The organism is Holdemanella biformis DSM 3989, assembly GCF_000156655.1.
Taxonomy (GTDB): Bacteria; Bacillota_I; Bacilli_A; order Erysipelotrichales; family Erysipelotrichaceae; genus Holdemanella; species Holdemanella biformis.
On record NZ_DS996846.1, the window covers coordinates 31398 to 54605 of the forward strand.

Here is a 23208-nt window from a genome sequence, read left to right on the forward strand (position 1 = left end):
CGGCGTATTGTACTTTTCAATCGCTAATACATGACCCTTTGCCAAGTCAACCACATGAATATAGTCACGAACACCCGTTCCATCTGGCGTATCATAATCATTGCCAAATACACCAAGTTCTGGAAGCTCACCAGTAGCCACCTTCATAATATAAGGCATCAAGTTATTTGGAATTCCCTTGGGATTTTCTCCAATCAAACCCGATTCATGCGCTCCAATTGGATTGAAATAACGAAGTAACGTTACACTCATTTCTGGATTGGCAAACTGCACATCCGTTAAGATTCTTTCCATCATCGCTTTTGTTGAACCATATGGATTCGTAGTAACACCTAGCTTACAGTCTTCTGTTAAAGGAACCACTTCAGGATCTCCATAAACAGTAGCACTTGAACTAAACACAATACTAGAAACATTATACTTTTTCATCATCTTGGCAACCACTAAAGTAGTCATCAAGTTGTTTGTATAATACTCAATTGGCTTTTGAACACTTTCACCAACCGCTTTAAAAGCCGCACAATGAATGACCGCATCCAATTTATTTTCCTTAAATACAGATTCCGTCTTTTCTTCATCTAACACATTAAATTCATAAAACTTAACATGCTTTCCTGTAATCTTATAGATTGAATCCAATACATCTGGTTTTGAATTTGAGAAATCATCGATCACGACAACGTCATAACCACTTTCTAATAATTCAACACAAATATGACTACCAATATATCCGGTTCCACCTGTTACTAAAATATTCATTAGTCAATAACCTTGCAGCCACCTAATTTTCTTACTTTTAAAATATGACAGCTTCCCTTTCCAAATACTTTTTCAATTTCTTCTTTATATGTTTCTACATAGCTATTTTCAACAAAGGCCTGAATAGTTCCGGCAAAACCTCCACCATGAACACGACATACGCCATGGTCTTTTAAAATCATTTCAGACATAGCTAAACCTAATGATACAGCCTGGTTCTTATAGTCAAAGTCTGCATATACGTTTTGAAGGAATTTATAGCTTGAATTTCCTGATTCTTGAATCAATGTCTTGAATCCTTCAAAATCATCCTTGTTCAATCTTTCTACGATTGTATTAACACGTCTATTTTCGTTGAAGAAATGGATGGCTCTTAAGATAGCGCGATCATTATTTAAAGCCGTTCTTAAGTTTGCGATATTTGCATAGAACTCATCTTCATCTACTTCACGAAGAACTTCCTTACCAAAATAGTGAGCTACCTCTTTCATTTCTTGTGGTACTGCACCATAGGCATCTGTTAAATCGGCATGACTTCCCTTTGTATCTACAATACATAAACTGTGATCATATTTTGAGAAATCGACATTCACACTATTTACAATTGGATTTGAAGTATCTTTAAAGTCAATTGAAATAAGCCCACCAACAGCACATGCACATTGATCCATCAATCCACATGGTTTTCCAAAGTATACGTTTTCTGCATATTGACCTACTTTAGCGATCGTTACCATATCGATCTTCATATCATTGTATAATCCATCAATAATTGTACCAATAATAGATTCAAATGCTGCAGAACTTGATAGTCCAGCTCCCATTAATACATCACTCGTGATAAAAGCTTTAAATCCACCAACGTTATAGCCTAATTCTTTTAATTTAGAAACTACACCACGAATCAAGGCTTCACTTGTTCCAATTTCATTTTCTTTTTTATCTAAATCATTTAAATCGATTGGTTTGATGTCAAAGTCATCTGAAATCACTTTAATTACATGATCTTGTTTAGATACAATTCCAATCGCATCTAAGTTGATAGATCCCGCAAGCACACAACCATGTTGGTGGTCTGTATGATTTCCTGAGATTTCACTTCTTCCTGCAGCACTATAAATGCTCACTTCATCATCTCCAAATAATGTTTGGTATTTATCTAATGCACCAGCATAACGTTGTTTTTGGTAGTCTAATAAACTTGGATCTGCATATAGATCTTCAATTAATGCATCATATTTTCCTGATACTACTTGTTCTTTAATTTCTGTTGTTTTCATTTTCTTACCTCGAATGTATATATTGTTTCTTCTTCAAATACTTTTCCTGCTTTTAATAAAACTTTTGGATTCTCTTCTTTATGAATCGAATCGGCGATATAGCTTGTTTCAATACACAATCCATCTTGCGGATGCATAATCTTTCCATATTTATCTGTCTGTCCATCTAAGTAGTTGGCACTATAAATTTGTGCTGTTGGATATGTTGTGGATACTTTTAATTCAATACCACTTAGTGGGCTATATAAACATACTTGATTTTCCTTTGTATCAAATACATATGGATGATCATAACCTCTTGCGATGATTAATTGTTCATCCTCTGAATGAATAAAATCTCCAATTCTTTTTTCTGTATTAAAATCAAATGCAGTCTCTTTAACATCTTTTAATTCACCTGTATACAATCCATCTGGATCCACGCAACCAAATTTAGATGCCAAAATTCGTAACGTATGATCATCAATATTCGATGCATGTCCATTTAAATTGAAATAGCCATGGTTTGTGATATTGATCAACGTATCTTTGTCACTGACTCCACTATATTGAATGCGTAAACTAGATTCATCTAGCCAATAGATCGCATAGAAATCTAAAGTTCCGGGATATCCTTCTTCTCCATCTTTTGATACATAGTGGAATTTAACACCATCTTCAATTAAAGTATAATCAAATACTTTATAAGAGAATCCTTCAATACCTCCATGTAGTGAGTTAGGACCATTATTAATAGGTACATGATATTCTGTACCATTTATTGTGAATGTTCCTTTTTCAATACGATTACATACACGTCCTACTAATGCATTTAGATAGGTTCCATCTCGTTTTTGATAGTCACTTACATTTTCAAATCCTAAGATACAATCACAGTCTTGATTATTTTTGTCTTTCGTTACAATCTTTAAAAGAGTACAACCAAAGTTTGTAACTTCTACAGTTAAATGTGAATTGGAAATTGATAATACATCAATTCCATTCTCTAATCTTTCTTTTACCTCTACCATAATGTTTTCACAAATCGGCTAAAGCCATCCATCCCTTCATCATCCATTTTATATACACCGGCATTCTCTAATACAGACACGAATTTCTTTGTGACTTCCATCTCCATGAATGTATCCACATTTGTATACGAGCATGTTTTTAGGTGTTTGTACCATTCTTTGTGTTTTTCAAGTTCTGGATAAGAATCAAAATCTGCTTTTCCAGATAAACATAATTTAATTTGTTCTAACTCCGTTTTTAATCGTGCTGGCAAAATCGCAAGTCCCATAACTTCAATCAACCCAATATTTTCTTTTTTAATATGGTGATGCTCGGCATGTGGATGGAAGATACCTAATGGATATTCTTCTGTAGTACGATTATTTCGTAAAACTACATCCATTTGATATTTGCCATCTTTCTTTCTTACAATTGGCGTTACTGTATTGTGACGAACGCCATCTTCATTGGCGATGATATCTAAACTTTCATCACTATATGTACACCATGTTTCAAAGATTTTAGTAGCTAGATCCAATACGTTTTCTTTCGATTCAGATGTTAATCGAAGTGTTGATAGTGGCCAGTAAAGCATATCCACTTGTACATCCTTATATGTATAGCTCTTAACAACTTTTGCGTCTTCCATTTGGAAATGGTGTCTTCCACCTTGATAGTGGTCATGACTTAAAATCGATCCACCAACGATAGGAAGATCTGCATTACTTCCAATCATATAGTGTGGGAATTTATCAATAAATGCGAATAAATGCTCAAATGTAGAACGATCCATCTTCATTGGTGTATGTTCACTATTAAATACGATGCAGTGTTCATTGTAGTACACATATGGTGAATATTGTAAATTGTATGTATGTCCATTTAAATCCAATGGAATAATACGATGTGTTTGTCTAGCTGGATGATTTAAGTTTCCGGCAAAGCCAACATTTTCTTTACATAATAAACATGCAGGATATGAAGTGCTTACGGCATTTTTTGCCTTTGCGATTTCCTTAGGATCCTTTTCTGGTTTTGATAAGTTGATCGTAATTTGAATATCGCCATATTTACAGAAATGTGTAAAACTGATATTCTTATCGATTCTTGATTTACGGATATAGTTTGAATCCATACTTAACTTATAGAAGTAATCTGTTGCACTTTTTGGATTCAAAGAATATAGACTCTTAAAAGTATTCACAACTTCACTTGGCCTAGGCATTACACAATTCATAATGCGTGTATCTAGTAAATCTTTTTCAGTTACAGTATCCTGAATCATACCTTTTTCAACCGCATAATCTAACATGAATTCTAGAATCTCATAGATTGAACATTCTTCTACTTGTTCTCTTTTAAATTCATAGATGCCAAATAGATCAATCAATAAATTTGCGCAATAATCATAATCGTACTCTTCAATCATTCCATTTTTTAGAGCATACTCTAATAACTGGTTAATTTTTGTGTTCATTTGTTCTCCTTCCATACAAACAAAATCAATCATTTTTATCACAGTCAAATCCTTTTTCCAACTACATTACCCACAAAAATAATGATCAATTATTCATTTATTTATATACAGCTCATCATCAATATTTTGTAGATGCGGTTATAAATGTAAGATTTGCCCATTTAACTTTAGTGTAAGCGTTTTCTTTATCTGTGTCAACATATTCAAACAACAATTTAAACCAAAATGTTAGATTTAGGTTTCAAATAATGATTATTTGTTTGTTTTTGTTTATTTGATGTTTTATTTATACAAAAAGCCATTCTGGCATGAATGGCTCTTATTTAAAATTCTCAAAAGAATCAATCACTTGTGTAACTCCAGGAAGCTTTTCGTATTCTTCTTTTTTATTGGCAGAATCCACAACGACTATATTATGACATCCTGCTTTATAAGCATTTGAAATTCCACTAGCACTATCTTCAATAATTAAACAATCTTGAATATCCACACCAATATTATTGGCAGCCTTTATAAACATTGCGACTTTATTTTCATACGATCCATCATCATAGACAATCATAGATGGCTCAATCCATTTGTCTAGATGAAATGATTCGACAAAGAAATCAATATTAGGTTTGATAGATGCGGATGCGATTGTGAATGGAATATTTGATTCTTTTAAATAATCAAAATATGTTTCAGCTCCATTGACTAAATGAAATGTTGCCTGATCCTCTTTACAAAATTGGCGGTAATATTCTTCTTTTAACTGCGAATATTTTTCCGTTTTGGATGGATCACACGTTCCACCAAACATATATTCAACAACTTTATTATTAGGTACACCATTGATATGTACATGAAGCTCTTCTTCATCAATTCCATGATGACGAATATCTTGTGATATTTTTGACCATGCCAAAATATGTTTTGGGTTGTCAAAAAACAATGTTCCATTAAAATCAAATATTACGCCTTTGTATCTTTTCATTGTTAAACCTCTTTAGTTTCAGAAACACGCTTGTACCAGTATGCACTTGCCTTTGGATATCTTTTCTGCGTTTCATAATCTACATAGAATAAGCCATAACGCTTATTATAGCCATTTGTCCATGAGAACATATCCATTAAAGACCAGACAAAATAACCTTTGACATTGACTCCGGCTTCAATTGCCTTTAATGTGAATTCTAAATGTCTTCTAATAAAGTCAATACGTGGTTCATCATCGATAATTCCATCTTCAAAATCATCTTTATATCCCATACCATTTTCTGTGATATAGATTGCCTTATAGTTTGGATATTGTTGGCGAATACGCACCAACATATCAAACATACTTTCTGGATGAATCAACCAATCCCAGTCCGTACGAGGAATGCCTTCCTTTTCCATTCTTCGTCCTACATTTTTTAAACAGAATCTAGAAGTTCCCTTCTCTCCTGTTCCATTATGGTGGATATCATTTTCCCCTTCATAATGTTGAATAAAACGAGATTGATAATAATTCATACCCATATAATCATTTAATAGGGCAGCTTGTTTCAATACATCAAAATCTTCATCTAATAATTCTAACGTACCATTATTAATGCTGACTAAACGATTCACAATTTCCATTGTTTCTGTTGAATAATATCCTTTAAATGTTGCATCCAACAAGAATTGATTTTGAAGTACATCTTCATTTTTTGCAGCCTGGATATCATCCAAATTGTTTTCATCAAATGGATATTTATATTCTAAAGACTGTACAACACCAATCTTTCCATTATATCCAGCCTTTTTGTATTCCAACACAGCCAAGGCATGTGCCACCATCATATTGTGCATGATCTGAAATGCTTTCGTCATATTATACTTTTCCCCATTTGGGAAAGTTCCCTCAATATATGTGTTTGTGGCAACAGCCCAGATTTCATTGAATGTAAACCAATACGTTACTTCGTCTTTATATTCTTCAAAACAATATTTTGAAAATTCTACAAACGCATGGATCGTATCTCGATTTAAGAAATCACCTTTTTGGTAAAGTACATCTGGTGTATCAAAATGATGCAACGTCACAAATGGTTCTACATGATTTTTATGACATTCTTGAAATACTCTATGATAGAAATCAACACCTTCCTGGTTGATTCTTCCAGTTCCTTCCGGAAAGATTCTAGCCCATGAAATAGAGATACGAATTCCATTGATGCCAAACATATTACATAGTTTTAAATCTTGTCCATATTGATGATAGAAATCACTGGCTGGATCTGCTTTAAAACGTCCTTGTTTAGCAAGAAAATCATCCCAAGATACTTTTCCTTTACCATATTCGAGTGTACTACCTTCGCATTGATATGCGGCAGTAGCACCTCCGAAAATAAAATCATCCGAAAATTTCATACGTTTATCCTTCCTTTACTTGTTCACAAATAAATTCAACGGCACCCTTTGGATCACGAGTTAATTTAATATATTGTGCACCCTTTGTTGCGACAACTTTAGTACCATATTTAGAAGCATCTTGTTGTACTTCTTCTAAATGCGATTGTACCTGTGGTGATAATACAACAATGTCATAATCTTTCAAAATATCATAGTGTGAACCATATGCACTTGCGGTTGCATCAATTGGTAAGTTTTCAATTTCTGCTCCTTCTTTAACGGCATTGGCAAACATAGCTGATGTTCCAGCACCTACACATAATACTAATACATTGATATTTTTATTTAAACTTAAAGGTTGAACTTCTTTAGCTTCTTCTTTTTCAACTTGTTCTTCTAAAGCATCTAACGCCTCTTTTTCTTTTTCTTCTTCTAATAAAGTTGCATCATATGCCTTAATAAATGGTAAATAAACAATTCCATCTACAACAATTAATACAACAGCTAACACAACAGCTAATAAACTAATTCCTGTACCTAAGATCAATCCAATTGGAGCTGGTGTTGCCCATGGTAATACATAAATGAATGAATTCATTTTTAATACATCCACAAAGAATTTGAACAATGATACGTTGATCATCGGAGTAATCAAGAATGGAATGAAGAAATATGGGTTCAATACAATTGGTGTTGCGAACAACAATGGTTCATTTACCGCAAAACATACGGGAACAAATGTTGTTTTTCCAACCGCTTTTAATTGTTTTGATTTTGCGAACAACATGAATAAGAATGGTACAACAAGTGTAGCTCCAGTTCCTCCCATTGTTCCTACGAAATTTCCAAGTCCTACTGTTAATACGTTAGATGCTTGTTCTCCTGCTTTGAATAGTGCTAAGTTTGCATCTACGTTTGCATAAATAATTGCGGCAATAGCTGGCTCTACAATACTTGGTCCATGTACACCTACAAACCAGAACAATGCCATAGCACCCCAAATAATACAGATTCCTAAATATCCATCGGCAGCTGTAAATAATGGTTGAAGCAATGTGATAATAGCTTCGGCAAAAGTATAATTAAATGCAGTTCTACATGCCACATCAATCAATACACATACTAAAACAGAGAATGAGAATGGGAATACATCTCTAAACATTTGAGAAATTGTTCCCGGCACTTCTTTTGGCATGTGAATTGTAACATCTTTAAGAACACAGAATTTATACATATTGACTGTAATGAATGCTGAAACAAATGAAGCTAGTAAGCCTTTTGTTCCTAAATATGTAGTTGAGATACCACCATCCACATTTGAAACAGCTAACAACATAAATCCAACAATACTTGCCAACATAACACTTGTTGTATTGATGACTTTGTTTTTAGGCATTCTACGATTCATACTTTCAGCTAAACAACGAGCTGTAGTAGCCGCAACCAACAAACCAACAACACCCATTGAATAGTTGTATACTTTCCATAACCAATCAGATACTGTAGCTGGTAATACAATTCCAAAAATTTCTGGAATCGATGCAGCTAGAATAAATACACTTGAAAATAGGATGGCTGGCATTGCAGTTAAGAAACCATCACGAACAGCTCCTAAATAAATATTTTGTGCAATCTTATCAAAGAAAGGTTTTCCTTTTTCAATTTGCTTAATAATTCCGTCTAACATTATTTATTTCCTCTTTCTTCATATAAATGAATGAAATCATCTACAATATCACGCAATAAAATAGTTGTCATCAAATGATCTTGACCATGAATGAAAATGAATCCCATTTCCATGTCTTCTCCTCTAGCTTCTTGTTGTAAGATCTTAGTTTGAGACTGGTGTGCCAAATTAATATTTTCATCAGCTTCTTTTAATTTCTCCTCAACATTTTCAAAATTACCCGCACGCATTTCCTTCAACAATGATAACAATGTACTTCTTGCATCTCCTGAATATGCAACTATTTCAAATCCAACCATACTTAACTCATCTTTAGTCATTTTCTTTTCTCCTTTTACGATGTGGCCTTATCATTTACACCATTAGTGTAAGCGTTTTCTAATCAATTGTCAACATATTCAACACATTTTAACACTTTTTCAAACATTTTAGAACATTTTTGTAATTATTAAGTAACATTTTAATAAATATTGTTTGTTTTTGTTTGCTTTATGTTGACTAAATATATTTGAAATGGTATCTTTTAACATAGAAGAGGATATCAATATGTTAAAAAAAGAACGTTTAGTTAAAATAGCACAGAAAGTAAATCAAAATGGAATCATAACAATCCAAGAAATCATGGACGAATTAGGCGTCTCCGACATGACTGCGCGAAGAGATTTGGATGAATTAGAAAAATCCGGAAAATTGTTAAGAGTTCATGGAGGTGCACAAAGCCTTTCTTTTTCAATGGACCACGAATTGAGTCACATTGAAAAATCATCGGTTCAAATTGAAGAAAAAAAGAGAATTGCCCATAAAGCTGCAACTCTCATTTCAGAAGGTGAATCCGTATTTTTAGGGCCTGGTACAACCATTCAATTTTTAGCTGAACAATTGACCGGCAGAAACATTCGTGTCATCACAAACAGTCTTGCCGTATTTAATATATTAGTGAACCATGCTCCTACAGAAGTTATTCTTACTGGCGGTGATTATAGAGGTAACACAAATACGTTTGTGGGTCCCATCACAAATTTAGTATTGGGTAAATTAAAATATAATAAAGCATTTATTAGCTGTAACGGAATCTACAACTCATCCATCACAACTTATTCTTTAGAAGAAGGAGAGTCTCAACAGATCGCATTGGATAATTCTAAAAATAAATATTTATTGGCTGATAATAAAAAATTCAATCGTGCTGACTTCTATATTTATTATGATCTATTTAACTTTGATACATTGATTACAGACAATACCATCGATGAAGAAGTATTAGCACACTACAAGCAATATGTACAAATCGAAAAAGTTTAAAAAAAGAGGCAATTCATTTTGCCTCTTTATTCTTCATCATCATCCACACGTTTAAATATTTTTTTCTTTTGTTTAGCCGTATGCTGTTCCAATGTATTCCAATCCGTGTCCAATTCTTCTTCACTTTCAGAAGTATCATAGAAGTCTTTACTTCTTTCATTTGCACGAATTTCACGAACTCTTAATTTTGATTTTAATTCACGAGCTCTCTTCTTTGATTTTCTAAGCATTCTTCCATACATACAGAATACAATAAATGAAATTAAGAATAGACCTGCACATAATGCGATTCCTGCTAAATAGCCTTGGAAATAAATTTGAAGTAAGCCTGTCACAACGCAACATGCCATACAAATAAATACTAAAAACATTGTTGAACGACATGAGCTTGAATATTTCTTAAAGAAACGGAATTTTTCAGAATCATTATCAATTTCTTTGCGATATTCTCCATCTTCTTCTTCGTTTCTAAAAGTAAACCAACCCGCATCACTTTTCTTTTTACCATCTGATTTAGAAACCAATTTCCAACCATCCGCTTCCCACTCGCGCCATTGATCTGCATCTGGCTCATCCACAAAATAGTTCATTGAATAATAATACGTTTTTGGTTGACCTTTTCTAAAATAATATTTCTTTCCTTCATGACGAACAAAGTGATAACCTTCATTTGATTTTCTTTGAAGATATTCTTCTATTTTTGGATATTCCGCATATAAGAAGCTTTTTCTTTCTTCATAAAGATTTTCATCTTCCTCTTCCTCGTCATACTCATCATCATAAATATCTTCTTCACTCAAAACTGGAGTTGATTCTTCTTCAACAAGTTCAGACATTTTTTCTTCTTCAACTGGATTTACATTAAAAGTCTTTAATTCATTTTCAATCGATTCCGTGGTAAAATTCTCATCTGCATCAATGGTTTCAACAACCACTTTTTTTGCTTCTTCAACCTCCACTTTTTCAGCACGCTTACCCATCACAGGTTCTACTGTATGCTTTTCAATAGGTGCCTCTACTTCTTCAATGGAAGTATTTGGTGTAATATCAACGGATTCACTCACTTCATCATCAAATATATTTTCATTGATTTTCACATGTGTTTTTGCACTTCTTTTTCCAAATAATGTCTTCTTTTCTGGCTCTTCATCAATATGGAAAATATTTTCTGCATTAAAACCTTTCAATTCAGGTTCATGTATATCTAAAGATTTAATACGATCCGTTCTTTTTAACTGTCTAAGTTCTTCTAAAGCACTGGGATTCTTTTCCTTTTCATTTGTCATAAATATCCCTCCAACTCTACTATTGTACTAATTTAATGTATATCCGTCAAACTCTGTTGTGTATTTACCGTTCTTAAAAATAAAGATTTTTTCACCATTTTTTAATGTCGCCTCAATCGATAAATCACTGGTTCCTACCATAAAATCAACATGCGCAAAAGATTGATTCATACCATGTTCTAACAATTCTTCTTCACTCATATTTAAACCATTTTCAATACATTCATTGTAGCTAGCACCCAAGGCAAAATGACAAGAAGCATTTTCATCAATTAATGTTTCATAGAACAATGTATCCATAGCACTGATTGGGGATCCATAAGGAACTAAGGCAATTTCGCCAAGATATTTTGACCCTTCATCCGTTTCTAAAATACTAGTCAAAACTTCTTTTCCAACTTTCGCATCATAATCCACAACTTGTCCATTCTTAAATTCAAACCAGAAATCTTTTACAACAGCCCCATTATAAGCTAGTGGTAAAGCACTATATAATTTACCATTTACACCCGTCTTTTTTGGTGCCGAGAAAATTTCTTCTGTAGGAATATTTGGGAAATAGTAGTTACCGTTATCCAAGAATGAACCTCCACCCGCAAATACATAGCCTTCTGGAAGTTCTACAACTAGATCCGTTCCCAAAGAATTTGTATAATGAACACTTTCAATATCCAAATGATTCAAAATATGAACTCGCTTATCAAAAGAAGCACGATGCTCATTCCAGTTTTCATTGGCATCCTTTTCATTAACACGACTCATTTTTAATACGGCATTCCACAAATCAGATAATGCATCTTCTGATTCTGGATACACCTTTTTGGCCCAAGCCATTGTTGGAACACTTGCCACACACCAAGCTGCATGCATATAATCTAATTTATCGCGATATGGCTGAGTCATCCCTCTTAATGTCTTACTAAAATTTGACATTAGTTTAGGATCTACACCTTTCATTCCATCTGGATCTTCTCCAACTAAACTCAAATAACATGCTCCTTTTTCAGCCGTTTCATTGTGGAACAAAGCTTCATAATCATAAGGCATGCGATTACCCGAAAGATATCGCATACGATTGATTTCATCATCACTATAGCGAACAATTACATCTTTTGCACCAACATCAAAACATGATTTCACAATCAAACGAACAAATTCATTCATTTCTACATTGGCACGTACAACTACTATTTGGTCTTTTTGAACATTCAAACCTGAACGAACAATTAAGTCTGCATATTTCTCTTTTAAATTCATTTTATTTTCCTCGATTCTTGCACCTATTATATCAAAAGAAAGAGCACCTTTCGATGCTCTTATTTACTAAATTGTTCTTTTTTTATTTGATCAAAAAATGCCTTGGGATTTTCACACATCGAATGAGAGCCACAATGTCCACAGCTTCCACCACAACTTGATTTTCCATTCTTTTTATCTTTATAAATGCTTCGACAAGCTAAGCCTGCACATGCGCATACAACTAATAATACTAGAAATGTTGATAGATTCATGAAATCCCTCCTTTTACATTATTTTACCGCAAATTCAACTTCAGCAGTATCACTTTCTTTTGATGGACGAACCAATAAATAAATTAAACCAATCAATAGGATAAATCCTACAATTGTTCCAAATCCAAAAGATCCACCATTGAATAAACTGCCTAATTGATAAACGATTAATGAACATACATAAGCGAATCCACATTGATATCCAATCGCAATCCAGAACCATTTTGTGTTATTCATTTCACGTTTGATAGCTCCCATTGCCGCAAAACATGGAGCACACAATAAGTTAAATACCATAAATGAATAGGCAGCTAGAGGTGTAAAGCTTGCAGATAATTGTCCCCAGAATTCATTTCCTTCTTCAGCAACTTCGGCAAATCCATATAATTGTCCAAATGTTGCGACAACATTTTCTTTGGCAATTAAACCTGTTACACTAGCAACCGCAGCTTTCCAATCGCCCCATCCAAGAGGTGAGAAGATCCATGCGAATGTTTGTCCGATTGAAGATAGAATTGAATGATCAATATCATCAACCATGCCAAATGCACCTTTTTCCCATCCAAATCCTTGTAAGAACCACAATACGATTGTCGATAATAAGATAATTGTTCCAGCCTTTTTAATAAAGCTTGAACCACGCTCCCACATACTTCTTAAAACATTGACTGCACGAGGCATGTGATAAGCAGGCATTTCCATAACGAATGGTGCAGGATCTCCGGCAAATAATTTTGTTTTCTTTAACATAATACCAGAAACAATAACAGCAGCCATACCTACAAAGTATGCACTAGGAGCGACCCAGCTAGCACCATGGAAAATGGCACCGGCAATCAAACCAATGATTGGCATCTTAGCACCACAAGGAATAAATGTCGTTGTCATGATAGTCATCTTGCGATCACGATCACTTTCAATGGTACGACTTGCCATAACAGCAGGCACACCACAACCTGTACCAATCAACATAGGAATAAATGATTTTCCAGATAAACCAAATTTACGGAAAATACGGTCCATGATAAAGGCAACACGCGCCATATATCCACAATCTTCCAAGATAGCTAGGAAGAAGAATAAGACTAACATCTGTGGTACAAAGCCAAGAACAGCTCCTACACCACCAATAATACCATCTACAATTAATCCATGTAACCAATCTGCACATTGAATGGAAGTTAAGAAACTATCCACTGCTGGTGGAATAATCTCACCAAACAATACATCATTTGTCCAGTCAGTTACAATCGTTCCTACTGTAGTTACGGAAATATAATATACAAACCACATAACAAGGGCAAAGATTGGCAGTGCCAAAATACGATTTGTGACAATACGATCAATCTTATCTGAAGTTGTTAATACTTCTTTTGATCCTTTTTTGTAGCAATCCTTAATTACATTTGTGATATATGTATAACGAGCATCTGTAATAATTGATTCACTATCATCATCCATTGACTTTTCGCAAGCTTCAATCACACTAGCATCTGCACTAGTCTTGATAGCTGCTTCAATTTTATCATCTCTTTCAAACAATTTAACGGCATAGAAAAAACGACGATTTGTATCAATGCTTGTAGGTAAACTTGTTTCAATTGTATTTAATGCATTTAATACTTTACCTGCATAAATATTTTTAGGTTTACATTGCGTATTTGCTGCCTTTTTTACTGCAACCATCAACTCTTTGATTCCCGTATTTTTCAATGCTGAAATTAGCAATACAGGACATTCTAATTCTTTTGATAATTTCTTATAGTCAATTGTATCTTTTCTTTTTTCAATAACATCTAACATATTGATCGCAACAACGGTTGGAATCCCTAATTCCAAAAGTTGTGTTGTAAGAAATAAATTTCTTTCTAAGTTAGAACCATCAATGATATTTAAAATAACATCAACATTTCCATTTAATAAGAATTCACGAGATACAACTTCTTCCAAAGTGTATGGTGATAATGAATAAATACCTGGTAAATCCGTAATTTTAATATCTTTATCTTCCTTATACTTTCCTTCTTTTTTTTCTACTGTAACCCCTGGCCAGTTACCTACATATTGTGTAGCACCTGTTAAGCCATTGAACAATGTAGTTTTACCACAGTTCGGATTACCTGCTAATGCGACTTGAATTGACATAATTCCCTCCTATTTTTAAATTTTACTCTACTTCAACCATTTCTGCGTCTGCTTTACGAATAGACAATTGATATCCACGAACCGTTAATTCAATAGGATCTCCTAATGGTGCTACTTTTTGAACCGTAACACTTACACCCTTCGTAATTCCCATATCCATAATTCTTCGTTTTGTTGCTCCTTGACCAGACAATTTTTTTACTGTCACTGTTTGACCAATTGAAACTTTATTTAAAGTCATAATTACTCCTTTCTACACCATGATCTTTCTTGCGAGTTCTTCACTAATGGCTATTCGAACTTCTTTAACATTAACAATTACGTTACCATTGGTTTTGCTCACAACCACAATCTCAGTCCCTGGCACAAAGCCCAAGTTTTCTAAGTGTCGCTGTTGTTCTTTAGAACCACCAATTTTTTTAATTGTATTAACCGAATTTAAATCTGCAAAAGATAATGGCATATCGAACCCTCCTGGTTAGACCTTTCTAACACAGTTAGTTTACTCTCACCAAAAGCCAATGTCAACAAAAAGTTACATAAGATTAACTTGGTTTGACTATTCTAACTATTTGGTGTATTTTTTCATTGGAGGATTAAACATATGAACTTACCAACCATTATTATTTGTGTCATTTTAGTTATTGTTATCTATATTGGTATTCGTTCCACTAAAAAAAGAGCCACCTCAGGATGTTGTGGTTCAAGTGAAACTGTAAAAAAAATAAGGGTAAAAGATAAAAACAAAGACCATTACCCTTACAAAGCGGTTTTAAAAGTATATGACATTCATTGTCAAAACTGTGTTCATACCATTGAAAATGCATTTAATAGCCAAGAAGGCTTTTATGCCAAAGTAAACACAGAAGATAATACAGTGACTATTTTATCTAAACAAGAACATACAGCTGATGAATTGATTGATATTGTAACAAAAGCTGGATATACATCAAAAGCATTATAAAATAAAAAGATGCGTTTACAACAAGCAAAATAACGCATCTTTTTTTTGTACTTTTAAATAAGGTGTTTTATGAATCGCTCGATCCACTTCTTGACATTTTTTTACAATCACAACATTCTCTGAATCCACAAAAAAATATAAATCATGATACAGATATACTTTCTTAAATCGTTTTAAAGAAAATGTCTGTTGATCATACAACATATAATCTTTTCGAAAGTGAACATTAAATTCACCTGTTTCTTTTTCCTGTACCCTCTTTCTACATCTTCTCTTCTCCAAAAAACGGCAGATAAGAATATAAATTACTACACAAAGACAAATCAAGGAACAAAGAAATAAGAATACCGATACACCGGATGCCACGCGAATTAAGCTAGCTCCTACAACCCAGCATAAAAGCGTACCCACTACGGAATACCCCAACACAAATGTATTTCGTAAAACTAAATTTTTTTGTTTTAAATTTGTATAATAGACAATATCTGTAATATCCTTTAATTCAGAATGATTTAATTTTTGTACCATAGAAATCCTCCATCTCTATATTATAATCAGAAGAAAAGGCATCATCAACCGATAATGCCTAAAGATATTTTCGCGTACTTGTTGCCGCAATCGCAAATGTACTTCCATTATGTAATAAACTTGTAGTATTTGGACTCATAAATCCCAAGGCTCCAAGTGCAATCAAACTAGAATTAAACGCAACAATAAAACGATAATTGGCATGAATTCGATCAAACAAAGAAACCGATAGTTTTCTTAGAGTTACCAATTCATTTAAGTTACTAGAAACTAATGTAACATCCGCAAGTTCTCGAGCTAAATCCGAACTGTCCTGCATAGATATCGAAACATTCGCTGTAGATAAAGCAGGCGTATCATTAATACCATCACCAACCATGATTACTGTATGGCCTTCATCTTTTAAAGATTGAATATAACTTGCTTTTCCTTCTGGTAAAATCGAAGAACGATAATCATCAAGATCCAATTCATTAGCTACAGCTTTGGCCGCATTGTTACAATCTCCGGTCAACATGACAACTTTTTGAATACCTAAATTCTTTAATTCATGGATCACTTGTTTCGCTTCTTGTTTTAAAGGATCATAGATACTGATGATACCAGCCACTTGATTATCAATGGCTAAGTAAATCAAAGAACCGGCTCCATCTTTCTCTAATAAAGTAATGATATCTTCTAATTCCTGTGTCTTTTCAACTCCATCATCTTCAAAGATAAAGTGATCACTCCCAATCACTGTATGTAAGCCATGTAAGGTTGTCGCAATGCCATGTGCAACGATATATTCCACTTTGGCATGTTCTTCTTCATGAACCAAACCTTCTTTTTTTGCTTGATTGACAATCGCATTGGCTACACTATGAGGGAAATGCTCTTCTAGACAAGCCGCAATGCGTAGCACCTCATCTCGACTATATCCATTAAGAGGAGTTACTTTTTGAACTTGAGGGTTGGCATTTGTCAATGTACCTGTTTTATCAAATACAATGACATCCGCATCTTTTACAGCTTCTAAATATTTTCCACCTTTGACAAGGACATTCCGATTGCTCGCTTCCAACATCGCACTAATAACAGAAATAGAAGTGGACAATCGTATTGCGCACGAATAATCAACCATTAATACAGAAGTAGCTCTTGTCACATTACGTGTAAGTGCCAAGACTCCAAAGAATCCCAAAAAACTAAATGGCACAATGGAATCCGCCAAATGTTCGGCTTTTGCCTGAATGCTCGCCTTTAAAGATTCGTTGGTATCAATCATTTTCACAATATTGCTGATACGACTTTCATCTTGTAAATTACGAACTTTAATAAATAATTTTCCTTCTTCAATTAAAGTTCCAGCAAAAACCGTATCCTCCTTTACCACTCGTCTAGACAAAGGTTCACCCGTAAAGCTAGCCTCATTGACCATGGCTTCTCCATCCACAACTTCTCCATCGATAGGAATCATCGCTCCCATTTGAGAAACAACAATATCCCCTTTTTGAAGTTTTGCCATAGGAATCTCTTGTTCCACTCCATCGGCATAGATCCAAACTTTATCAAACTGTATAGATAAACTTTGCGATAATTCCAAGTTTGTTTTCTTACGTGTATAGTCCTCTAATAAATCTGAAATATTGAGCAACATCATAATATTACCGGCAATATTAAAATTCTTTTGTAAAAGACTCACACCTATACTTGTCGCATCCAGTAACGGAACATTTACTTTCATTTGCGATAAGGATTTTAAACCTTCTTTTATAAATCCAAGTGATTTATAAATCGTAATTGCATTTCCGATTCCTGTTGGTAAAAACCAACGTATAAAATATCGTTTCCCAATTATTTTGAAAAAACGACGTTTATATTCTGCATTCATTGCCTTTACTTCTGGCGTTTGTAAGTGATATACAATACCGGAAGTATCCACTTCTTTTAAATATCCAAGATTCAAATTATGAAGTTTCTCCAATAAAGTATCTTTACAAGTTGCATCATACTGCATTAAAACACTTCCGGTAATTGAATTCACTTCTACACTATGAATCATGGACCAATTGCTAAGATCTCTTTTTAAAACTTCACCTTCAACAGGTGAAAACACATCTTTCCCATAACGTATACGCATTCTTCCAGGTATATCATGGGCGATTGTAAATGAAATCATCTTGAATTAGCCTTCGTTTTTAACTTTTGCTTCTTCTAAAAGATCCTTAGCATCTTCTTTGATTGTCTCATATTTACAAGTTGTATCAGATTTAAATTTCATACCACCAGCTAAACCTTTTACAGCTAGATCGTGTGCTGTATCACTCTTCAAAAATTTTGAACCAGCTAAGGCAGTGGCTGCACCACCAATAAAAGTCCACATTGTCTTGTTTTTCCATCCATCTTTCATAATATAGATCCTCCTTTTCAATGGTAAAAAAAAGATAACACTTGAAAAATCAAACATCAAGTTTTTTTGTTAGGAAAAGCTACCTGCTTTTTTGTTAGTTTTCTCTAACCATGGTTAGTATAGTCTTACTTTTTTATTTTGTAAATAAAAAAGGACATTTTTAAAACGTCCTCATCTTATGAAATCAAATTATTAAACAAGTGAAAAGAGCGACTCCATAATCTGCATTTAGTGTTAGTTAGTTTCATCTAACTGATTAAGTTATACCCTATTTGTAATGATTTGTCAACAATAAAAGAACAACAGTTTCGATTATTTATGAATCCACTTGAAATCATAAAACGTGACAAGAAGAAATGGGACAAACTGCTTGAACTTGTAGAAACCCAATTAACGAAGATAAAAGATATACTCCAAAAAATTGATGACGCTTTGCGTTTTTATTACAATGAAGCAACCGATGAAATCAAGGAACAATTGAAAGATCCATTGAATTGGAAGAATCATACACAACTTGATTATTATAAAGACATTGATACATTATACTAAAAGCTAAAAAATCAGGACTTCCTTTTGTCATGCAAACAACAAATAAATTACAAGCATAAAAAAATGAGCATCACTATTTGTGACACTCATTTAACAGGAACTGTCAGATATTTGTCCTTGACTTTTGAACCAGTTTAATTTGAGATGGAAACGGAATAATTAAATCTGTAAGCATATTCAAAATAATATATGGTATTCCACTTTCTCTAACTTCTTCCTGAATTTTTGAAGGCAATTCATTCCCAATAGAAACATTCAAAAATTGTCTATCTGTCAAAAAGTCAGTTAATACATAGGTTCTCTGATATGCATTGAATTTCCCATCTGCTAAATGCATATATCAAACACTTGCTCCGTTTCCTGCAATAGTAATTACTGGACCTTCAAAAGCAGCTTTATCAATCTTATAAACATCTATGCCCGATGTGTAAAAATCAAATTGCTCATCTTGTACCATAGCGTTTGCATCAAGTTTTCCTGTGGTAATTTCACATCCCCCCAACTTACGCTGTTCCCAAGAATAATTCTATTACAAGTGTTCACGCACCATCATAAGGGCATATCCAAGCAGATTTTGGCCGTTCCATTTAGCTTTATTCAGTCTATCAGGATCTTTCATTGACAAACCAATACCCCAAATACAGTCTTTTATGGCACACTCTGCCAAAACAGAATTTTCGGTTGCTTTGAGTTTTCCTTTTAGTTCCTCATTTTGTGAGAACTTTGCTAAAAGCCCCTCATAAACTACAATTTGACGAATGCCGTTCCACATACTTTCATCGTAGTTTGATACCTGCCTACCAAGTGATTTGATTTCGGCAACATCACTTGTTGATAAGATTTGAGCTGCTACAGCTTCATCTCCAAAGCAAATTGCTTTACGGTACATCATAAATTGTTCCATCGAAGAAAACGCTATATCGTCCACCGTAAAAGGTGACGGATACCAATTACTCAAATAGCCGTTATCTTCATCGGGATTGTGAAAACAAATAATATCCATTACACTTCACCGACTTTTTGCACCGCTAAATCAAGTTCCAAGTCGTGCAAACCATAATATGCTTTTTTTATGAAATCAAGCGGTACTTTTTTCAGAACCTCGGAACTCGGAATATTATAATACCATTGATAGTAAGCGTAAAACTCGCCAATCCAATCCGGCATAAAGCCATCAAGAGCCTTACCAGACTTCAAAGAATACTTTTCGGTCTCGGTAAAATATTCCCACAATTCTTTGGCGTCCATTGTGTTGACATAGGCTTTTGCCTCATCAATACTTTTTCTTGTTTTGCTTACCATATAGGTCTTGATAAAATCCTCAGTGTCCTTATCGGGATAAGTTTGAGCAACAAAGTCAAAGAGCTTACCCTGATTTTCTACCACATCATTCAAATAATCCTGTGAATAGGCTTTCATAATTATCACTCCTTAAACAGTGTACTAAATACTTTTGTTACACTGTTAGCATCAGAATCAACAAGTACACGCATTTTCTGTCTTGCGGTAATGTCTCGATGATTGTACTTTTCATTAAACTCTGTGTACTCAACCGTTTGCAAGCTATTTGCAACTTCGTGCAGTTTGGAATAAGCAAGCTCGGACTTTATACAATACTGAATACCTAAGCCACCAAGAGACAGTAATTCCTCAAGAATATCCATATCAATATTGTCTCTTACAAATTCCTTTGCGATATAGAAATATGAGGCGTTTGCCCTCCAACCTTTGATAACATCGTACTTGTCGGTATCTACACCGTATTTTGCAATAAATTTCTTTGCAAGCATACGGTAACGCTTCGAGTCAGCTGCATCCCTGTCCTTCATCAGTTCTGCAAGCCACGCAAGAACGCCTTTTTCTTGAAAATCTAAAATTTCAAGCCCTTCTGTATCAAGTTTATATTGATGAACATAGCCGTTTGTTTCATTTGGTCTGCAAACTGCCCATTCTTTTGCAAGGTCTATGCTTTCGGTAAGATAAAAGCCTCGTCCGTAGTCGTGTTTTTTCTCACCTTTGCCGAATGTGGGCACTACAATTTTGTCCGGAGTACCGTGATATAAAGTTATTTTATTCATTTTCTCTTTACCTCCTAAACAAACATCTTTTCAAGCATAGATTTCTTGATATTTTGAAGCTTTTTTAACTCACGCTGGTGAAGGGTGATAAGGTGGTCGAGTTCCAATAGGAAGTCACCAATTTTATTTTGTTCTTCTGCGTTAGGAGCCAGAAAACTATATGCATTTAATTCATCTCTATTGATTTTCGGCATACCTGAACGCTTTGAAACAGATACAGAATATTTAAAGAAATCCGCTGTCTGTAACAAAGAAAATAAGAACTTTTGCGATATTCCATTCTTTCCATTAAAAACATATGCATCTGCACTCGTAAGCCCATCAACACTGGCATAGAAATACTTTCCAAGCTGAGGATTTATCTTTCCATACACTACATCACCTGGTCTGAATCGAAACTTTCCACTGCTCAAAGTACCATTTTTTAATTTGACATCTGGATTTTTCCAAATTATTAGATATCCAACAGGATACCCTTTATATAAAGAATCCATTAAATCACTTACTTTGCTTGTTGCCCATACAAATGGTCTTTGCATCTCAGGAATTGCAATTTCACCACTATTGATCCAAGAAATAATATTATCAACAGAATGATTATTAACACTATACTTTGCCATTTTATTCTTCCCCAACTATCTCTACAATATCATCAAATGTACAATTTAATGTTTTACACATTTTAATTAAAGAATCCATTGAAACTGTTTGATTCTTTGAAAGTTTTGCTAATGTTCCAGGAGTAAGTCCTGCTATTTTTGCAAATTCAGTTTTCTTCATACCTTTATCAATTAATAATTTAAACAATCGATTATAACTAATTTCCATATGATTAGACCTCTTTCTTTATTTTAATTATAGAGGAAATGGATATAAACATAAATATCACATTTTAGTGATATTTTTTTATTTTTTATTTATTTCATCTTAGTAATTGATGAACTAACCTTCACATGTTCTAATAATATTAATGCAAAGAAATCAAAGTCCTCCGTTCTTTTTTTGTTTTAAAAAGGGAATAGATTTATAAAATACAACTAATTGGTGCAGATCTCTGTTTCAGGCAGTGGATCTGTTTGTTTTATATTCTTCGGTAAATTAGAAGGAGGGATGCTCTTCTAATCAAATTTTTTAATAAATTTCTTCGATTGTGCAATTTTTTGTTGTTTTCGTCGGTTCGATTATGAGGGGATATCCCTTCAAAAGCTTAGCCAGGAGGAATAATAATGGCTAAACCTTATAATCATCGTCGTGCAGAAAATGAGTACAAAAAATGGAAGAATAAAGATGATCAATTCATGGTGAAAATAGAATCACAGAATACAATAAAGAATCAAAGACTGTCAGTTGATTCTATAATGATCATAAGGATGAAAAACGTCATGATGTCACAGATAATGTGATTGATTTTATAAACTGCCTTATTATACATATACCGGACTATCATTTCTTAACTACTCGATATTATGGATTCTATGCAACGCTTCTAAGAAAACCCTAGATAAAGTACATACACTTCTTAAAATCTTAAAGAATAAGGATTATTCTCGTGAAACAAGAACCAAAGCCCTTAAAAACAAACTCAATAAATTCAGATACCGCACTCATATAAGGACCCAATTCAATGTAAATGTAAAGCCACAATGCAGTATACTTATACATATAATCCATTCAAGGACAAGAGATATGCTGCACTGCCCTGAATGCGATCATAAGATGATTGTAAAAAATAATTCAACAACTTCAGATGAATACAAAATGTTGGCTATTTCAATAGTCCTTTTTGTCGTTCCTGACAATTCATATCTTGTGATATTTTAGCACTATTTCACATACCATTTTTCTCTATTTCGAAACAAAGATCTTAATATACAAAAAAAACTGTCTTACGACAGTTTA

The 23208-nt window shown here is 33.7% G+C and carries 28 protein-coding genes; 5 read left to right on the forward strand and 23 right to left on the reverse strand.

Going from position 1 to position 23208, the window contains the following annotated elements:
* From galE to EUBIFOR_RS09355, 8 genes are all read right to left on the reverse strand, one after another.
* A partial coding sequence (galE, locus tag EUBIFOR_RS09320; protein WP_003865787.1) for a UDP-glucose 4-epimerase GalE occupies positions 1-759 on the reverse strand: 759 nt, incomplete at its 3' end.
* Positions 759-2039 carry a galactokinase gene (locus EUBIFOR_RS09325; protein ID WP_003865788.1) on the reverse strand — a complete coding sequence of 427 codons (1281 nt, stop codon included), beginning with the start codon at positions 2037-2039 and terminating at the stop codon, positions 759-761. The genes EUBIFOR_RS09325 and galE, both read right to left, overlap by 1 nt.
* Complete coding sequence (locus tag EUBIFOR_RS09330) at positions 2036-3049, reverse strand: aldose epimerase family protein (RefSeq protein ID WP_003865789.1); 1014 nt, start codon at positions 3047-3049, stop codon at positions 2036-2038. Before EUBIFOR_RS09330 ends, EUBIFOR_RS09325 begins: the two co-directional genes overlap by 4 nt.
* Complete coding sequence (locus tag EUBIFOR_RS09335; RefSeq protein ID WP_040466461.1) at positions 3043-4506, reverse strand: UDP-glucose--hexose-1-phosphate uridylyltransferase; 1464 nt, start codon at positions 4504-4506, stop codon at positions 3043-3045. Before EUBIFOR_RS09335 ends, EUBIFOR_RS09330 begins: the two co-directional genes overlap by 7 nt.
* A 319-nt stretch (positions 4507-4825) precedes the next feature.
* Positions 4826-5482: an HAD family hydrolase gene (locus EUBIFOR_RS09340; protein WP_003865791.1), complete on the reverse strand. Its 657-nt coding sequence runs from the start codon at positions 5480-5482 to the stop codon at positions 4826-4828.
* Positions 5483-5484: 2 nt separating this feature from the next.
* Positions 5485-6885, reverse strand: coding sequence for a 6-phospho-beta-galactosidase (gene lacG, locus EUBIFOR_RS09345; protein ID WP_003865792.1), 1401 nt, complete (start codon positions 6883-6885; stop codon positions 5485-5487).
* 4 nt (positions 6886-6889) lie between these two features.
* Positions 6890-8554: a PTS transporter subunit EIIC gene (locus EUBIFOR_RS09350; protein WP_003865793.1), complete on the reverse strand. Its 1665-nt coding sequence runs from the start codon at positions 8552-8554 to the stop codon at positions 6890-6892.
* A complete protein-coding gene (locus EUBIFOR_RS09355; protein WP_003865794.1) occupies positions 8554-8874 on the reverse strand; it encodes a PTS sugar transporter subunit IIA in 321 nt (106 codons plus the stop codon). Before EUBIFOR_RS09355 ends, EUBIFOR_RS09350 begins: the two co-directional genes overlap by 1 nt.
* Before the next feature lie 226 nt (positions 8875-9100).
* Between EUBIFOR_RS09355 and EUBIFOR_RS09360 the strand changes: the two genes are divergently transcribed.
* Complete coding sequence (locus tag EUBIFOR_RS09360) at positions 9101-9856, forward strand: DeoR/GlpR family DNA-binding transcription regulator (RefSeq protein WP_040466440.1); 756 nt, start codon at positions 9101-9103, stop codon at positions 9854-9856.
* Between the two features lie 26 nt (positions 9857-9882).
* Here the strand turns inward: EUBIFOR_RS09360 and EUBIFOR_RS09365 are convergent, their stop codons facing one another.
* Genes EUBIFOR_RS09365 through EUBIFOR_RS09390 form a run of 6 tightly spaced genes read right to left on the reverse strand, consistent with a single transcriptional unit; the run spans position 9883 to position 15261 of the window.
* Positions 9883-11142 (reverse strand): DUF2812 domain-containing protein, encoded by a 1260-nt coding sequence (locus tag EUBIFOR_RS09365; protein WP_003865796.1) that lies wholly within the window; start codon positions 11140-11142, stop codon positions 9883-9885.
* A gap of 27 nt (positions 11143-11169) precedes the next feature.
* The gene (locus EUBIFOR_RS09370) at positions 11170-12399 is read right to left on the reverse strand and encodes an aminopeptidase (RefSeq protein ID WP_003865797.1); all 1230 of its coding nucleotides are present in this window, start codon (positions 12397-12399) and stop codon (positions 11170-11172) included.
* 59 nt (positions 12400-12458) lie between these two features.
* Entirely contained in the window at positions 12459-12653 is a 195-nt protein-coding gene (locus EUBIFOR_RS09375; protein WP_003865798.1) for a FeoB-associated Cys-rich membrane protein, read from the reverse strand.
* A gap of 18 nt (positions 12654-12671) precedes the next feature.
* Positions 12672-14798: a ferrous iron transport protein B gene (feoB, locus tag EUBIFOR_RS09380; protein ID WP_003865799.1), complete on the reverse strand. Its 2127-nt coding sequence runs from the start codon at positions 14796-14798 to the stop codon at positions 12672-12674.
* Between the two features lie 22 nt (positions 14799-14820).
* Complete coding sequence (locus EUBIFOR_RS09385) at positions 14821-15039, reverse strand: FeoA family protein (protein WP_003865800.1); 219 nt, start codon at positions 15037-15039, stop codon at positions 14821-14823.
* A gap of 12 nt (positions 15040-15051) precedes the next feature.
* Positions 15052-15261 (reverse strand): FeoA family protein, encoded by a 210-nt coding sequence (locus EUBIFOR_RS09390; protein ID WP_003865801.1) that lies wholly within the window; start codon positions 15259-15261, stop codon positions 15052-15054.
* A gap of 141 nt (positions 15262-15402) precedes the next feature.
* Here EUBIFOR_RS09390 and EUBIFOR_RS09395 point away from each other — a divergent pair, with 141 nt between their 5' ends.
* Entirely contained in the window at positions 15403-15762 is a 360-nt protein-coding gene (locus EUBIFOR_RS09395; RefSeq protein WP_003865802.1) for a heavy-metal-associated domain-containing protein, read from the forward strand.
* Between the two features lie 15 nt (positions 15763-15777).
* Here the strand turns inward: EUBIFOR_RS09395 and EUBIFOR_RS09400 are convergent, their stop codons facing one another.
* From EUBIFOR_RS09400 to EUBIFOR_RS09410, 3 genes are read right to left on the reverse strand one after another with little or no spacing between them, the layout of a single operon-like run.
* Positions 15778-16290, reverse strand: coding sequence for a hypothetical protein (locus EUBIFOR_RS09400; protein ID WP_003865803.1), 513 nt, complete (start codon positions 16288-16290; stop codon positions 15778-15780).
* A gap of 58 nt (positions 16291-16348) precedes the next feature.
* Complete coding sequence (locus EUBIFOR_RS09405) at positions 16349-18451, reverse strand: heavy metal translocating P-type ATPase (RefSeq protein ID WP_003865804.1); 2103 nt, start codon at positions 18449-18451, stop codon at positions 16349-16351.
* A gap of 6 nt (positions 18452-18457) precedes the next feature.
* Entirely contained in the window at positions 18458-18682 is a 225-nt protein-coding gene (locus EUBIFOR_RS09410) for a hypothetical protein (protein WP_040466441.1), read from the reverse strand.
* Between the two features lie 318 nt (positions 18683-19000).
* Between EUBIFOR_RS09410 and EUBIFOR_RS09415 the strand changes: the two genes are divergently transcribed.
* Positions 19001-19231 (forward strand): hypothetical protein, encoded by a 231-nt coding sequence (locus EUBIFOR_RS09415; RefSeq protein WP_003865806.1) that lies wholly within the window; start codon positions 19001-19003, stop codon positions 19229-19231.
* Positions 19232-19334: 103 nt separating this feature from the next.
* Here the strand turns inward: EUBIFOR_RS09415 and EUBIFOR_RS12230 are convergent, their stop codons facing one another.
* From EUBIFOR_RS12230 to EUBIFOR_RS09445, 6 genes are all read right to left on the reverse strand, one after another.
* Entirely contained in the window at positions 19335-19568 is a 234-nt protein-coding gene (locus EUBIFOR_RS12230) for a restriction endonuclease subunit S domain-containing protein (RefSeq protein WP_003865807.1), read from the reverse strand.
* A 192-nt stretch (positions 19569-19760) separates the two neighbouring features.
* Positions 19761-20234, reverse strand: coding sequence for an NADAR family protein (locus EUBIFOR_RS09425; RefSeq protein ID WP_003865809.1), 474 nt, complete (start codon positions 20232-20234; stop codon positions 19761-19763).
* On the reverse strand, positions 20234-20650 hold the full coding sequence (locus EUBIFOR_RS09430) for a hypothetical protein (RefSeq protein WP_003865810.1): 417 nt from the start codon (positions 20648-20650) through the stop codon (positions 20234-20236). Before EUBIFOR_RS09430 ends, EUBIFOR_RS09425 begins: the two co-directional genes overlap by 1 nt.
* A 5-nt stretch (positions 20651-20655) precedes the next feature.
* Positions 20656-21309, reverse strand: a complete 654-nt coding sequence (locus EUBIFOR_RS09435) for a DUF3990 domain-containing protein (protein WP_003865811.1) — start codon at positions 21307-21309, stop codon at positions 20656-20658.
* Between the two features lie 14 nt (positions 21310-21323).
* Entirely contained in the window at positions 21324-21929 is a 606-nt protein-coding gene (locus tag EUBIFOR_RS09440; protein ID WP_003865812.1) for a restriction endonuclease subunit S, read from the reverse strand.
* Position 21930: 1 nt separating this feature from the next.
* The gene (locus EUBIFOR_RS09445; RefSeq protein ID WP_003864689.1) at positions 21931-22137 is read right to left on the reverse strand and encodes a helix-turn-helix domain-containing protein; all 207 of its coding nucleotides are present in this window, start codon (positions 22135-22137) and stop codon (positions 21931-21933) included.
* A gap of 398 nt (positions 22138-22535) precedes the next feature.
* Between EUBIFOR_RS09445 and EUBIFOR_RS12800 the strand changes: the two genes are divergently transcribed.
* Positions 22536-22712, forward strand: coding sequence for a hypothetical protein (locus EUBIFOR_RS12800; protein WP_003865813.1), 177 nt, complete (start codon positions 22536-22538; stop codon positions 22710-22712).
* Entirely contained in the window at positions 22709-22810 is a 102-nt protein-coding gene (locus EUBIFOR_RS13575) for a transposase (protein ID WP_083783554.1), read from the forward strand. Before EUBIFOR_RS12800 ends, EUBIFOR_RS13575 begins: the two co-directional genes overlap by 4 nt.
* Positions 22811-23208: the final 398 nt, after the last annotated feature.